This is a genomic window from Nocardia sp. NPDC006044 (assembly GCF_042871115.1).
Taxonomy (GTDB): domain Bacteria; phylum Actinomycetota; class Actinomycetes; order Mycobacteriales; family Mycobacteriaceae; genus Nocardia.
On record NZ_JBIAID010000001.1, the window covers coordinates 1,718,417 to 1,732,213 of the forward strand.

The 13,797-nt window shown below is 63.5% G+C and carries 11 protein-coding genes and 4 tRNA genes; 7 read left to right on the forward strand and 8 right to left on the reverse strand.

The window, feature by feature from the left end; all coding sequences use genetic code 11:
* The 5 genes from ACFYO1_RS08170 to ACFYO1_RS08190 all read right to left on the reverse strand — a co-directional run bounded on the left by ACFYO1_RS08170 (window position 1) and on the right by ACFYO1_RS08190 (window position 4,210).
* Complete coding sequence (locus ACFYO1_RS08170) at window positions 1-1,224, reverse strand: DUF262 domain-containing protein (protein WP_387228329.1); 1,224 nt, start codon at window positions 1,222-1,224, stop codon at window positions 1-3.
* Between the two features lie 1,092 nt (window positions 1,225-2,316).
* Window positions 2,317-3,276 (reverse strand): HNH endonuclease, encoded by a 960-nt coding sequence (locus ACFYO1_RS08175; protein ID WP_387228331.1) that lies wholly within the window; start codon window positions 3,274-3,276, stop codon window positions 2,317-2,319.
* A 667-nt stretch (window positions 3,277-3,943) separates the two neighbouring features.
* Window positions 3,944-4,018 (reverse strand) — tRNA-Val (locus ACFYO1_RS08180).
* A 1-nt stretch (window position 4,019) separates the two neighbouring features.
* Window positions 4,020-4,090, reverse strand: a tRNA-Cys gene (locus ACFYO1_RS08185).
* A gap of 48 nt (window positions 4,091-4,138) precedes the next feature.
* Window positions 4,139-4,210, reverse strand: a tRNA-Gly gene (locus ACFYO1_RS08190).
* 341 nt (window positions 4,211-4,551) lie between these two features.
* On the opposite strand from ACFYO1_RS08190, the gene ACFYO1_RS08195 reads away from it, so the two are divergent.
* Window positions 4,552-4,623 (forward strand) — tRNA-Val (locus ACFYO1_RS08195).
* Between the two features lie 710 nt (window positions 4,624-5,333).
* Here ACFYO1_RS08195 and ACFYO1_RS08200 read toward each other — a convergent pair.
* From ACFYO1_RS08200 to ACFYO1_RS08210, 3 genes are all read right to left on the reverse strand, one after another.
* On the reverse strand, window positions 5,334-6,452 hold the full coding sequence (locus ACFYO1_RS08200; RefSeq protein WP_387228333.1) for a polymorphic toxin type 44 domain-containing protein: 1,119 nt from the start codon (window positions 6,450-6,452) through the stop codon (window positions 5,334-5,336).
* The gene (locus tag ACFYO1_RS08205; RefSeq protein ID WP_387228335.1) at window positions 6,449-6,784 is read right to left on the reverse strand and encodes a hypothetical protein; all 336 of its coding nucleotides are present in this window, start codon (window positions 6,782-6,784) and stop codon (window positions 6,449-6,451) included. Before ACFYO1_RS08205 ends, ACFYO1_RS08200 begins: the two co-directional genes overlap by 4 nt.
* Window positions 6,785-6,939: 155 nt before the next feature.
* Complete coding sequence (locus ACFYO1_RS08210) at window positions 6,940-7,131, reverse strand: hypothetical protein (protein ID WP_387228337.1); 192 nt, start codon at window positions 7,129-7,131, stop codon at window positions 6,940-6,942.
* Window positions 7,132-7,314: 183 nt separating this feature from the next.
* Here ACFYO1_RS08210 and panC point away from each other — a divergent pair, with 183 nt between their 5' ends.
* The 6 genes from panC to ACFYO1_RS08240 are packed head-to-tail and all read left to right on the forward strand — an operon-like array spanning window position 7,315 to window position 13,789.
* Window positions 7,315-8,145, forward strand: a complete 831-nt coding sequence (gene panC / locus ACFYO1_RS08215; RefSeq protein ID WP_387228339.1) for a pantoate--beta-alanine ligase — start codon at window positions 7,315-7,317, stop codon at window positions 8,143-8,145.
* Between the two features lie 37 nt (window positions 8,146-8,182).
* Entirely contained in the window at window positions 8,183-9,310 is a 1,128-nt protein-coding gene (locus ACFYO1_RS08220) for a serine hydrolase domain-containing protein (protein WP_387228342.1), read from the forward strand.
* Window positions 9,301-10,251 (forward strand): ABC transporter ATP-binding protein, encoded by a 951-nt coding sequence (locus ACFYO1_RS08225; protein ID WP_387228344.1) that lies wholly within the window; start codon window positions 9,301-9,303, stop codon window positions 10,249-10,251. Before ACFYO1_RS08220 ends, ACFYO1_RS08225 begins: the two co-directional genes overlap by 10 nt.
* Window positions 10,248-11,000 carry an ABC transporter permease gene (locus ACFYO1_RS08230; RefSeq protein ID WP_387228347.1) on the forward strand — a complete coding sequence of 251 codons (753 nt, stop codon included), beginning with the start codon at window positions 10,248-10,250 and terminating at the stop codon, window positions 10,998-11,000. The genes ACFYO1_RS08225 and ACFYO1_RS08230 overlap by 4 nt, the downstream gene beginning before the upstream one ends.
* A gap of 46 nt (window positions 11,001-11,046) precedes the next feature.
* Window positions 11,047-12,366 carry an aminotransferase class III-fold pyridoxal phosphate-dependent enzyme gene (locus ACFYO1_RS08235; RefSeq protein WP_387228349.1) on the forward strand — a complete coding sequence of 440 codons (1,320 nt, stop codon included), beginning with the start codon at window positions 11,047-11,049 and terminating at the stop codon, window positions 12,364-12,366.
* 4 nt (window positions 12,367-12,370) lie between these two features.
* Window positions 12,371-13,789 carry a class I adenylate-forming enzyme family protein gene (locus ACFYO1_RS08240; RefSeq protein ID WP_387228351.1) on the forward strand — a complete coding sequence of 473 codons (1,419 nt, stop codon included), beginning with the start codon at window positions 12,371-12,373 and terminating at the stop codon, window positions 13,787-13,789.
* Window positions 13,790-13,797 lie beyond the last annotated feature (8 nt).

The window sequence follows — 13,797 nt, forward strand, 5'->3', positions numbered from 1 at the left end:
CTATCCTTGTGGGATTTGTGGAAGGCTTACGCCAGTTGCTTCGTGCAGAATGCTTCCCCACACGCTAAGGCGTGTTAGTACCGATGGCAACGTTTTAGTCGTGCTTGTCAACGAACTCTGAAACTCGGGGATATCCATGCATGCCCGCTCGAAACCGAACTTCACTTGTACTGAGTTCTCAAGGGCAGCCTCTCTGAGCGTCGTATGCTGAAGGTAGAATCCGACGCAGTCGAGAACTGCTCGGTTCTTTCGAGTTTCATATCGGTCATTTACGTACTTTTTAAAAGCGTCCTTGCCAAAAATCGTGTATGCCGCATCCATGGCCTTGTCGAGCCCTTCTGCTGTCTCCACAACACGTGATGCGACGGTATCCCAGTTCTTATTCATAATCTCGCAAGTGGTGTCCAGGAACTTTCGCAAGTTTCCCGAGTATTCTTGCAGCCTCATCGTCATTGCCACGTGTCTTATCAAAATCTCGGCATCGCGCATCCTGAAGTCCGGATTCTTGGCGCGATTACCCAGAAAATTGCGCAACTGTTCGCTCTCCGCTGAAGTTTGCATGATGTATTCCATAAAGGGACCACGATGCAGGGCGCGCCTCAATTCCTGGGGTGAGAGACCTACCACATTTGAATTGAGGCGCAGGAAAGTTAGGTATAGCAAGCTCTCGCTCTGCCAGCCACGAATGACAACTGCGCGAATGGCCTGGTTCTCAAAGGCGGCCAGATACTGATCTAGGTTGGCGTCATTCCTTAGACTGTCATAGGTTTTACCGTTTAGATCCTTAAGTACTTCAAGGCCGGTGAGCCGCATCTTGGGTCCGTCTATGCCTGCAAACCGCTGGAGGCTCCTGAGTCGCTGTTTTCCATCTAAGACAATGAACTGTCCGCGAGCTTTATTGCGCTCTGCAAGTATTACTTGCGGTACGGGAATGCCTAGAATGAGGGATTCAATAAATCGAGATCTCTTTGTGTCAGACCAGACATCGCGGCGCTGGAATGCAGGTTCGAGGTCGAATCGGTCGCGTGTAAGTTGATCGATAATGGTTGTGACTGTCCAGTCCGTGCCCCAGGTCACCGCTGCATCCGGGGAAACCTCTTCAGCGATGTCGTCTTCGGAAACATCGAGCGATAAGGTTTCGTCGCTGTCGATCATCGGATCGAACCCCTCTGTTTGCCTAGTTATGAAACATCCGCCGTCATCTTCGACCTGCTGATCGTCCATCCTCACACCGCACGCGGAGGATACCCTGACGGCCCTGTAGGGCGTCGCCCGGCGCAGCCGACGCGTCGGCGACGACCCACAGGACCGAAATCCACTGATCTCGATGAGTCTCAATCGGCCGGCACTGCCAGCGCCCCGGACCAGCTCCGCAGACAACTTCTCATCTGCTGATCGCCGTGGCTGAGCCGGTGCCCGCCTCCTCACGGGCCCCGTGCTCTGACTTCAGTCCGGGGGAGTAAAGGGCTTCGCGTCGCTACGCGGTGACCTTCGGCCACCCTTGACTATCCCTCCCTCAGCACCTGGCGGCCAGTATGAGGAAGTAGGGAAGTAGGTGCTGACGCTCGATCAATTCCGTTACTAGTCAACTTTTGGGCTTCGTTCAATGTCAAGTGAGGTACGGTCAACGTAAGCGTTGACGCCGGGCAGACAACGACGGCTGAAGGATGAGGCAGCACCGTTGCAGCGGATACCGCCCCACCCCTCAGTTCAGTGCAGTAGTAGCACTAGAACCACCATCAACAGCAGACCTGGGCATCGCGCTGAGACCTCGGCAGACACGTAAAACCATGCCGGGGTCTCGTCATTTCTATGACGCCTTCTGGTCATCCCTCTCCTTTCAGAGCGCAACGTCAGGCCGTCCGAGTGACGGGCTGCACGTTGCGCTCCAGCAAGGAGAACGACGAGTACAGGCTATCGGCCGGCGACCCGGACCAAGGCGCTTTGATACGAATCGCCGGGCAGTACCGCAGGGACTCTCGCACCCCAACGTCCAGCTTCCGATGCGCGGATCGTACGCAGCGTCAACCACGAAGACGCTTACCCAGGCGGCGCCAGACACGCTCCACACCGATATCTCGGAGCGGGGCATCCCAACTCACTACCAGGCCACGCGTCTCCAAAAGCTCTAGTGCCCGAACCAATTCGAGCGACTCGTCCTCGGATACGGGTTCGGCCGCGTCGTCGTCGCCGAAGGTCGGAGGGCCTAGCTCAAACAACGTCATCGGCCAATCAGCCGCGTCGAGGACTTCCAGGACCCGCCTCGCGAGAACTTCGAGCTCGGGCTCGCCTGGTCGCGCCGCTTCGCTCTGGGCATCATCCACGGTGTTCGGTCCAATGCAGGGCGAACCAATCCCGTTGCGCGCTACTCGTCTTCACAGTGAGCTGCTGCTCGTGCAAGTCGCCATAAGTTGTGTATCGGCGATAAGCGGCGGCGACGTCAATGCGATCGTCGCTGTCGACGGCGATGATCCCGCGGTCGAACAGCGTATGTAGATCGCGGCGCAATAACACCCCGCCGTGCTCGTGGTGCTTGCCGACCTTGGCGTAGCTGTAGAGGTGGCACGCGTCCAATGCCGCCTCCGGGAGCACTCCGGTGAACGCGCAGGTTGGCCCGTACTGTCCGAGGAGCATCGCTCGGAACTGCCGCTGTCCGATCCGAACCCGAGTGGGCTTGGTTGTGTGTCCATGCTGCAACTGCGCGGTGGTCGTGTCCAGTGGCCGCAGAACCTCGCTACCGAGGCGCGTATTGATCGCTTGGCGCGTCTCGGGCCAGCGCAACGGCCGAAAACTGTTCTGTCCCTTCGGCTTAACACATAGATTTCGCAGTTCCGTCGCGGTGAATTCGCCGAGCAAGTCGATCCAGCCCTGCTCATGGCTGGAACGGTAGGTCGTCAGCCCGGAAAGCTCCTCGTACGCCGGGTCATCGAACACGTGCTTGCAGTTCTGGCATCGGTAGATCGGCCGCACGGTCGTCCGATCCTCGAAGTTGACGCTGTTGCAGCTGGGGCATCGTGCACGGCGTTTGTCCGCGGTACCGAGGGTGATGTTGTCGATGACCGAGACCCCGAGCGATTCGGTCTGGTTCCACAGCAGCACGACGTCCCCGATCGCGACATTCGCGTGGTTCGGCACTGTGCTGTCCCAGCTGTAATGACTTGCCGGGTCGTCGTCGTACTTCGCCGCGCCGCCCAGGCGCCGGTATGCCGCCTTTGTCAGTACCAGCCATGCCTGACCAGGCTGCTCATCCGTCGACGACAGTGCGCTGCTAGTCAATCTATGCTCCCTCGCGCCAGAACCCCGGTACCCGCTGCGCCGAGACGAAGGCGAGTATGCCCGAGGCCATAGACACGAGCTGGAAGGATATGACGCCTTCCGGGTCTAACCAGTCTTGTCCGGCGGTGAGAGAAGAGTGTGCTGATGGACGACCTTGTAGGCCACGTAGGCGACTCGAAGTCCGGCGGCGAGCGCGGCACGACCGCGGGTAGAAGGCCGATCTGCTGAGCCTCACGCTCGATTGCCGTGTTGTTCTTGCTGATCCGCGCCCGCTGCGGTTGTCGTCTTGCGTATCTACGCACGATAGCCCTCACCCACCCCCGGACATCGCTCGATTCTGATCGCGCCCGCGCAAGCGCGCGTCGAGATGACGGAGTTAACGAGATCCCCCTGCGGCTGTATCGCTGCCAGTTGAGGTTGTAGGGCCGGGAGGTGGCCAGGCATCGGTCCGTGCTTCTGCCCGTCGCTGATGAGCAAGCCATGGGCGCAATGGCGCCCCGAAGAGGGTGTGTGGGTGGACGTATCCCACGCCGGCGGTGGTAGGGCAGTCTGGCAACAGGGCAGGGGCGTCGTTCACCGCGAGCTAGTGCTGCGCAGAGTATCTGGTGCATATCTAGTGCACAACAAGAAAGGCCCCCTCGAAAGGAGGCCTGACCTGGTACTACGGTGGTGCGCGATACTGGGATTGAACCAGTGACCTCTTCCGTGTCAGGGAAGCGCTCTCCCGCTGAGCTAATCGCGCGAGGTGGAGACGGGAATCGAACCCGTGTGCACGGCTTTGCAGGCCGTTGCCTCACCACTCGGCCACTCCACCGTGCGAAGGGGGACGGCTAAACTAATTTGCCTGGCCCTACCTCTTCCGAGCGGATGACGGGATTTGAACCCGCGACCCTCACCTTGGCAAGGTGATGCGCTACCACTGCGCTACATCCGCATTCTGCATCTCGGTGGCCGTTGTGGGCTCCGTGGTGCGAGACAGAACATTAGCGGACGCCGGGTGAAAGCTACAAATCCGCTGGTAGAACGGGGGAAATCGGCGAGGTTGCCAGTGTGGCGGAGGTGGCCGGTGTGGTTGGCGAGGATTTCGGGCTCGCGCGGCGAGGCCGGCGGGGAAGCGAACCACCCTACGTCCCTCCCGCTGAGGCAGCCTGCCGCCCACCACGTTCCACCCCTGTCCTGGTGGCGATTTGGTGAACCGCCGGTGCCGCATGCTAATGTTCCATCTCGTTCGGAGGGCACCAACCCGCCGGACCGCCACCATGTGGCATGAGTTCAGGTCCCATAGCTCAGCGGGAGAGCGTCCGCCTCACACGCGGAAGGTCGCTGGTTCGAAACCAGCTGGGACCACACAAAAATAACCCCTGACCTGCATTGCAAGGTCAGGGGTTGTTTCATTTCACGTGTCCGCGACGGTATCCACGTCACATTTCCAACCATCATCACCGCGGAGCCCTCCTCCATTAGGCTCGCGGTCACCCATGCCGCGCGGTTGGCGCCCTTGGCCCACGTCGCCTGCAACACCGTCGTCACTTAGGCCGCCCTCGCGAACGCCACCCCGAGGTTTCGGAACAGCTGGAGCACAGCTAGCCAACCCACACCGAAACGCCAATCCGGACAGGAACACCAACGGGCACACGATAAACATGGCGATCCACGTTACCGAGATCGTGTGCCCAATGGCCTGCGAGACCGCGCCCGGTGCCAGGCGTCGGCCAAATTCAGCCGAGATGGTCCGGCAGCGTGACGCCGTCAGGGGCGCCGATGCCGAAGGCGGCGACCATGGTCCGTCCGGCCAGGGCTTGGCGCGCGAGATCTTCGTTTTAGGAGACGATCAGGATGCGGGTGCGTTGAAGCAGCCGCAGCACCGCCGACACCGCGACCGGGGTGCCTGTGGTGGGCGGGGTGATCGATAGGCGCGCGCCGCGGCTCGTGGTCGCGCGCGCTCCAAGCGCCCGGCCATCAACCGACAGCTGGGGTGATTCGGAACGGGTGTAGCGATTAGAGACGCGAAGCGCTGCTCGGCTCACGGATTCGGCCGTGAGTCGCGGACTCTCTCACTAGTCGTGCCTGATCTGGGGGACATTCTTGCCCTGATTTTGGGCCGTTTCCAACTTGTCGACGGTCTCCTCGACTGCATGATGGAACTGTTCGCGGGTCATACCCGGACCATATTTCTCATAAAGATCGATCCCGGCTTGCACGGTGATTTCATCTCCTTGATCGTTTTGACCGGCCTCGCCGCCGCGCGCCGCACCCCACAGCAGTGTTGATCCCTCGATTCCGGCAGCACGACCGACATATCCGTAGTGGAGGTTGGAATAGATGTCGTAGTTGACCTGTCGTTTGGTGCCGGGCTGCTGAAAAAAGAAGTCAGGCTCCATGCCTTCGCCCTTCAGGTCTAGCAGCTGCTTCAACTGCGGTTTGTGATCCCAGGGCCCGTTTGTTTTGACCTGTACCCGCCACGCATTCAATCCTTCGGCCCAAAGACCGAAGCTCTGCTTTCCGTCAATTGGATGGAGCATGCCGTGAATCCATTTGACGGGATTGGAGTCTATATTGCGTTTCATCTCATCGAAGATGAAATCCTCGGCACGTACGTAACGCTGTTCGTTCTGGCTAGTCTGACTACCGCCGACCGCCTCGAACTCCACCTTCAACGCTGCGGAGACACTGGTCAGGTCCTGTTGCACGCGTTTGTCCTCGGCCTCCACGGCGCTGGCAGCGCTCAGGATCTGGCGCTCCCATTCCGCGCGCGCGGATTCCAGTTCAGCAGTCTGTTCGCTGCCCGGCGGGTAGTGCACAGCCAGGCTGCCCGCTACGGGCGGGCCGAGCGGGATCGGCATGCCGGTGTCTCGGACAGGAAATCCGGCGGCTTCAGCAGAGGTGATGAGGCCGCGTACCTTGCTCAAAAGCGTGCTGATGTCCCAATAGCCTTGATCGAGTCGGCCCGCTGCCTTATCCAGGGAGTCGACTAGCAGATACGCCGTCTTGCGATCAGCAACAGCACGATTGTGCGCGGCTTCAGCGGCGACACCTTGCCAACCGGGCACGCTCACGTGTGTGACGTAACGTTCGAACAGGCCCTCGATTCTCAGGCCGAGACCTTTGAGGCCGGCAGCGATGTCCCATAGGGGAACTGGGTCGTAGGAGTCGAGTTGGCTTCGGGTCAATGTCATTTCGGTATACCCCAGTCACCGGAAGCCGTGGTGTACGTTTCTGCCAGCGCTGCCTCATTGGCGCCCTCCATCGTCCCGAAATGGACGGTTGCCGCGTGCATGAGATTCCCGATCTCGTCCAGCCGCGCAGACATCGCCGGTATCAGGTTGTCTTGCACCACGGACGTCAGCTTGCTCGCCTCGATGACCGACGGCAGCGCCATCGAGTCGAAACCGGGCAACGAAGACCACGGAACCCCCTCCCGTGCATATAGCTGGGACGCCTCGCCACTCAAGTCATGCAGGGTGCGCGATAGCGCACCGAGCTTTTCCAGATCGACCTGCAACGTCATTGGTACCCCCGGTTCCCGCCACTCCGCCGAAGGACCTCCCTGTCCGGGCCGGGTAGCGCTGCATCTCACAGTTGCGCATTATTTTGCCAATGGATGCCAGGCGTTTCAATGCCTAGGTCCGCTGAACGAACCTCGGGAGGACATGCATAGCAAGATCAGAATGAATGCGAAGCCGACTCGGTTCGCGCGCATTTTCCGGGATACCGCGTTGCGGAAGTTCGGGTGGAGAAGGGCGAGGATGAATCCTGCACCTGCACGCCGAGGACCGCGCGAAAGCCCGCGCTGACATCCACCGGCACGTCGAGACCTTCATCCGGCTGGTCTTCCGGGCCGGGGATGCCGTCCATGATCGGTAACGCCCGCCGGATGGCGGAGGGTCGCGAACGTCCTCGAAAACCCTTCTGGGTAGCGCGGATTCGAGAACACAAGCTGAACCTGCTTGTTAGGATCGCGTGATGTACAGAGCGTGGGGGGTTTCGCGCGTTGGTGGCGGCGGTTGTCGCTTGTTGTACCGCTGAGGGATCGACGCGATGATCGTGGTCAGGAGTGGGGCGGAGCTTCGGCGTGCGTTGGGGGAGGCGCGGGGGAGCTCTGTCGGGTATGTGCCGACGATGGGGGCGTTGCATGACGGGCATCTTGCGTTGGTCCGGGCGGCCAGGGGGCTGGACGACGTGGTGGTGGCCTCGGTTTTCGTGAATCCGTTGCAGTTCGGGGCGGACGAGGACTTCGAGACGTACCCCCGGGACGAGGAGCGGGATCTGGGGCTCCTGGAGCAGGCGGAGGCGGACATTGCCTGGTTGCCTTCGGCGGAGGAGCTGTTTCCGGCGGGGTTCGGGCTGACGATCGCGGTGCCGCGGCTGTCGAATGTGCTGTGCGGGGTGGGGCGGCCTACGCATTTCGCGGGCGTCACCACCGAGATGGGCAAGATTTTGATCTTTCTGGCGCCCACTGCGGTTTATCTGGGGGAGAAGGACTTTCAGCAGTTGGTGGTGATGCGGGCGCTGGTCCGGGATCTGGGATTGCCGCTGGAGGTGCGGGCGGTACCGACGGTGCGAGAGCCGGACGGGCTGGCCCTCTCGTCCAGGAATGCCTACCTGACCGTTGATCAGCGCCCGGTCGCCGCATCGATTTCCCGGATCCTGGCCGAGCTCACGACACGGCTCCGGGGCGGGGCGCCGGTCGACGCGGTGCTCGCCGCGGGGCGTCAGGCGTTAACGACGGCGGGCGTGCAGCGGATCGAATATCTAGAGCTGGTGGACAGCGAGACGCTCGACCCGGTGCGCGAAGCCGAACGTGGCAACCGTCTCGTGGTCGCCGTGTGGGTTGGGAGTACCCGCCTGATCGACAACATGGCGGTCTAGCCCACGGCTGGAGGCACCGGGGGCGCGGGAGGCGACGATGGACATGATTACCGAGCTGCTGAAGGCCGTGTCGGCCGACGTGGAAGCGCGCCGGATGCCGGGCGTGGTGGTCGCGGTGACGGCCGCCGGGTCGCTGATCGATCTGCAGGCGATCGGTGACCTCGACGCGAGTGGCGCGCGTCCGATGCCGACCGACGCCATTTTTCGGATCTACTCCATGACAAAGGTATTCACCGCGCTGGCGACGCTCACGATGGTGGCCGAGGACCGGCTCCGGCTGGACGATCCGGTCGCCGAATGGCTGCCTTGCTTCGCGGACACGACCGTCCACGACGGCACATTGCGACCGCCGAGCCGCCCGCTGACGGTCCGGGACCTGATGCGCCAGACCGCGGGCATCGGCGGCGGCTACCACTCCTCGGAGAACATCAAGCCGTACTACGCGGCGTCGAACGTCCAGAAGTACGAACACCGTACCGGCACATACACACTCGACGATGCCGTGCGCGACCTCGCGCGGCAACCCCTCGCCGCCGACCCCGGAACCGTGTGGGAATACGGCATGTCCATGGACGTCCTCGGCCGCATTCTCGAAACAGCGGACCACCGCCCCCTCGACGCGATCATCGATCAGCGAGTTTGCCGCCCACTCGGACTGCGCGACACCGGATTCAGCGTCCGGACACCGGGCCGTGTCGCCCAACCGCTCGCCGACGGAACACCGAACGGGCTTGTGGCACATCAGGAAACCCCCGCGTGGCTGTCCGCCGGTTCGGGCGCCTACTCGACCGTCGGCGACTTCGCCGAGCTGCTGTGCGCGATCACCCCTGACCGTGACGGCCAACTCTCGATCCCGGCGCTGGGCCCGATCACCAAGGAACTCTTCATCGATCAGATCGGCCCGCTGGCCGGCACCGGCCCGGACTACATCCCCGGCAAGGGCTACGGCTTCTCCTACGGGCTCCACGTCCCGAGCAGCGACCAGGCCTGGGCGGCCCTCGACCCGAACGCACGCACCGTCGGCTGGCTCGGCCGCGCCGCGACAAGTTTCGTCTACCACGTCCCCAGCGGTGTCGGCGCGGTCCTGATGACCCAGCGCTACGGCCGGGCGGTTCACTACCGCGATCTGGTCCGCTCGATCGTGGAAAGACAGTCATGGACATAACTCCCGACGAACCGGTCGTCTCGGTGGACGGCCTGGGCAAGCGATACGGCTCGGTGCGCGCCTTGAACGAGCTGAGCCTGGCGATCGGCCGCGGCGAGATCTTCGGCCTCCTCGGCCGCAACGGCGCCGGCAAATCCACTGCGCTGGACATCATTTGCGGTCTGGTCAAACCGACCGCGGGCCGCGTGCAGGTATTCGGCACCGACGTGCGCAAGCACGGCCGGAGGGTCCGTCGCCACATCGGCTATGTGCCGCAGGACAATACGGTCTACTTGGCCATGACGGTCTGGCAGAACCTCCGCTTCTCCGCGATCATCCGCGGCCTGTCCCGCGCCACCGCGCAGCACAGAGCGGCCGAGGTGATGGAACGCCTGGGCTTGAGCCAGATCGCCGACCGGGGCGGCGCGCACCTGTCCGGCGGTGAGCGCCGCCGGCTCTCGATCGGCATGGGCATCGTCCACTCGCCACCCCTGATGGTCCTCGACGAGCCGAGCACCGGCGTCGACATCGATTCCCGGCACGCCATCCACAATCTGCTCCGGGAGATGCGCGGCGAAGGCTCGACGATCCTCTACACCACGCATCACCTGGAGGAAGCCGAGATCCTGTGCGACCGGATAGGCGTGCTCGATGCCGGGTCGATCATCGTCACCGCCGACGTGAAAAGCTTTGTCGCCGAATACGGTAGCCCCTACTGCGAGATCGTCAGCGACGAGACCGCGGCGGTGACCACACTGCTGCACGACGCGCTGCCCGGCACCGGGATAACGGTGCACGGCAGGCGGGTTCGGGTAGCGGCGCCGGAAGCGGAGATTCTTCCCGCCGTGGTCCGCGTCCTCGACGAGAGCCACGTTCCGATCAAGGACGTGCGCTTGGTCCCAACCTCCCTGGAAAACGCGTTCCTGCACGCCATCGAGCAGTCCAGATCGGCGAAACCATGACGATCACCTGGGCTTTCGCCCGAAAAGAGCTGGCGGCCTGGCGTCAGGACCCCACCCTGTTCGTTTTTCTCTTCGCCGCACCGCTGTTGATGCAGGCGTTGCTCAGCGACGCCTTCTCCGGAATCACCGGCAGCACGGGCGCGAACCAGACGGTCCCCGGCTTCACCATCATGTTCGGCTTCTACGTCATGATGTTCATGGGCACCTCGCACTACCGCGAACATGCCTCGGGCGCTTGGAGTTCGGTGCGGACCAGCGGACTGTCCCGGGGCACGATGGCGATTCAACTCGCGATCCCGTACTTCGTGCTCTCGGCGGCGCAAATGGCGCTGTTGATCGGCACCGGACGATTCCTGTTCGGCGGCACGATCAGCGGCTCACTGCTCGCGCTGACCGTCCTCATTCTGGCCATCGCCTGGACCGCCATCTCTCTCGGCCTGGTGCTGGTCTCCCTGACGCGAAACGTCTCCGCCATGCAAAACCTTTGCCAGCTGGTGGTTCTCGGCATGGGCGCGGTCGGCGGCGCCGTCGTGCCGGTCCATCTGATGCCGGCCTGGGACCGCCCGCTCGCCCCGCTGACCCCGCAGTACTGGGCGGTGGACGGCATGAAGCGAGTGCTGGCGGACAACGGCGGGCTGTCCAGCATCGCGCCGAACATCGTCGTGCTGTCCGGTTGGGCCTGCGTCCTATCGATCATCGCGACCTTCGCCTTCGACCCGGGTACGCAGCGTCGCGTCGCCATTCGCTGAGGTCGAAATCGAGTAGTACCAAGGTAATTCGGGAGGTGTCTCGCCAATGGCAGAGTCAAGCGGGCGGGTAATACAGTCATGGTCGCGCCAGGGGGTGCAACCGCCGCCGCGGATCGTCGGCGGCGACGGCTGCCGATTCTTCGATGCCGCCGGACATTCCTACCTGGACTTCGGTTCGCAGCTGGTCAACGCGAACCTGGGGCACAGCCGCACCGAGGTCCAGGAGGCGGTGCAGAAGCAGGTGGCCACCATGGCGACCCTCGGCCGTCCCTGGGATGTCGCGATCGTCGAGGAGCTGGCGGACCGGTTGGCCGAAGTCACGCCGGGCGACCTCAACTCGTTCTTCTTCGCGTGCAGTGGAACCGAGGCGAACGAGGCCGCGATCCGGCTGGCCCGTGCCTACACCGGCCGGAGCAAGGTCATCGCCCGGTACCGCTCGTATCACGGCAGTACGGCGGGCGCCCTCACGCTGACCGGTGAGCCGCGCCGCTGGGTGGGCGAGCCGGGTATGCCCGGCGTGGTCCGCATGCTCGACCCCTACACATACCGTTGTCCCGCAGGGCATCCCACACCGTGCCCGGTGTGCACGGGCGCGCCCCATCTGCGCGAGCTGCTCCAGTACGAGGGTGCCGAGAACGTGGCCGCCGTGATCATCGAGCCGATCACCGGCATCAACGGCGTGATCGTCCCGCCCGACGGATATCTTGAGGCGATTCGCGAGGTCTGCGCCGAACACGGCATCCTGCTGATCTTCGACGAGGTGATGACCGGATTCGGCCGCACCGGCAGCTGGTTCGCCTGCGACCGGTGGGGCGTCGTGCCCGACATCATCACGTGCGCAAAGGGTCTCACCGCCGGCTACGTGCCACTGGCCGCCGTCGCGGTGAGCGATCGGCTCTCCGGCTGGCTTCAGGACTCGGTCTTCCCCTACGGCCTGACCCACAGCGCCCATCCCGTCGGCTGCGCGGCGGCCGTCGCGGTGCTGAGCGTCTATCAGAAGGAACGGCTGATCGAACGCGCGAATCAGCTGGGCCCACTGATCGAAGCGGAACTCCGCGAGCTGGCCGAACGGCACCCGTCGATCGGCGATATCCGTGGCAGCGGCTGTTTCTGGGGCATCGAACTGGTCACCGACCGCGAGACCAAGCAACCGCTGGTCCCGTACAACCCCGATGCCGCTGCGTCCGAACCGATGTCGAAGCTGACGGCCGCGGCATTCCGCAAGGGTCTGTACCTGCTCACCCACTGGAACATCATCCTGATCTGCCCGCCGCTGATCATCGAGGAGGCGGAGATCCACGAGGGAATGGCCCTGCTCGACGAAACCCTGTCCATCGCCGACGAATACGTCCGCACCGAGGGATGAGCGCATGACCGTCTCGATCTGTGAACTGGTGGCGCGCACTGCCAGGGACCGGCCGCAGGAAGCCGCCGTCGCGGTACGCGGCTTCACCGCCGCCGAGGAGATCACCTGGCACGACCTGGTGATCGCCTCGCGTGAACTAGCGGAAGCTTACCGGCACAACGGTTTACGCGCGGGCGACATCGTCGCGGTGGCCCTGCCGCCGGGAATCGGTCACGTCGTCGCGACGCTCGCGCTGTGGGAGGCCGGCGTCGCCGTCCTACCGGTGGACTACCGCTGGTCGGAGACCGTGAAATCGGGCATTGTCGAACGCTATTCCCGCGGCTGGGTCGTCGAAGGAGACGACCTGGCGCTGAGCGCCGCACACGCCATGGCCGTCCCGACGGAGCTACCGGCAGACGGTATCCCGCGATCGATATCGCTGTCCGGCGGCACAACCGGCGTCGCCAAGCTCATCATCCGCAACCGTCCGTGGGTGTACCCGGACTCCGGGCCGCTCAGCGGCAAGGAGAAGGAGCGGGGGATGGCCTACGGCCAGACCCAGATCGTCGGACTCCCGCTCTATCACGCGGGTTTCGGCGCGCTCTATCACGGCCTCGCCCTCGGACACCGCATCGTTATTCCCGCCAACGCCTCACCCAAGCTGTTCCTCGATCTGCTGGAAGCCGAACGGGTAGAGGTACTTCGGACCGTACCCGCCCAGATGGGCACGCTCATCGAAGCGAGTCGCATGAACAGGCAGCGATTCTCGTCGCTGCGGCTGGTCGTGCACACCGCGGCGAGGTGCCCGGAGACGGTGAAACGCCGCTGGCTGGAACTGATCGAACCGTCCAGGGTGTACGAGGAGTACGGCAGCGTCGAACGGATCGGCGTGCTCAGCATCCGCGGTGACGAGTGGCTGAAACACCCCGGCTCCGTAGGCCGTCCGCTGCACTGCTCGGTGCGAATCCTGGACGAATACCTCCAGGAGGTGCCGGTCGGCCGGACCGGCGAGCTGTTCATGACCGACGACAACGCCACCCAGCCGGCCTATATCGGCGGCGGCCCGAAACTGGCGGAGGTGGACGGGCATTTCAGCGTCGGTGACCTCGCCTACATGGACGCCGAGGGCTACGTCACGCTCGTGAGCCGCAAGGACGACGCCATCAACGTCGGCGGCGTCATGGTCTTCCCCCGCGACGTCGAACGGGTGCTGGAACGCAATCCCGCCGTCCGCGACGTCCGGGTCCGCGCCGTGCCCGACCCGGCGCTCGGCGAGGTCGTGCATGTCGCGGTCAGTCTGTACCGCGGTGACCCGGAGCGAATCTCGGCCGAACTGTGGCAGAGCTGTCGCGCCGAACTGACCAGAGCCCAGACACCGCGAGTGATCGAGATCGTGGCCGACGTGCGCCGGACCGCCGCCGGCAAGCTGCGCCGAACAGACTAGGAGAGCGG

Excerpts from the sequence above, each read along its gene's own strand:
- ACFYO1_RS08170 (WP_387228329.1), bottom strand. The coding sequence starts at position 1,224 with ATGGACGATCAGCAGGTCGAAGATGACGGCGGATGTTTCATAACTAGG.
- ACFYO1_RS08210 (WP_387228337.1), bottom strand. The coding sequence starts at position 7,131 with ATGGACGGCATCCCCGGCCCGGAAGACCAGCCGGATGAAGGTCTCGAC.
- ACFYO1_RS08200 (WP_387228333.1), bottom strand. The coding sequence starts at position 6,452 with ATGACATTGACCCGAAGCCAACTCGACTCCTACGACCCAGTTCCCCTA.
- ACFYO1_RS08240 (WP_387228351.1), top strand. The coding sequence starts at position 12,371 with ATGACCGTCTCGATCTGTGAACTGGTGGCGCGCACTGCCAGGGACCGG.
- ACFYO1_RS08220 (WP_387228342.1), top strand. The coding sequence starts at position 8,183 with ATGGACATGATTACCGAGCTGCTGAAGGCCGTGTCGGCCGACGTGGAA.
- ACFYO1_RS08230 (WP_387228347.1), top strand. The coding sequence starts at position 10,248 with ATGACGATCACCTGGGCTTTCGCCCGAAAAGAGCTGGCGGCCTGGCGT.
- ACFYO1_RS08225 (WP_387228344.1), top strand. The coding sequence starts at position 9,301 with ATGGACATAACTCCCGACGAACCGGTCGTCTCGGTGGACGGCCTGGGC.
- ACFYO1_RS08205 (WP_387228335.1), bottom strand. The coding sequence starts at position 6,784 with ATGACGTTGCAGGTCGATCTGGAAAAGCTCGGTGCGCTATCGCGCACC.
- ACFYO1_RS08235 (WP_387228349.1), top strand. The coding sequence starts at position 11,047 with ATGGCAGAGTCAAGCGGGCGGGTAATACAGTCATGGTCGCGCCAGGGG.
- panC (WP_387228339.1), top strand. The coding sequence starts at position 7,315 with ATGATCGTGGTCAGGAGTGGGGCGGAGCTTCGGCGTGCGTTGGGGGAG.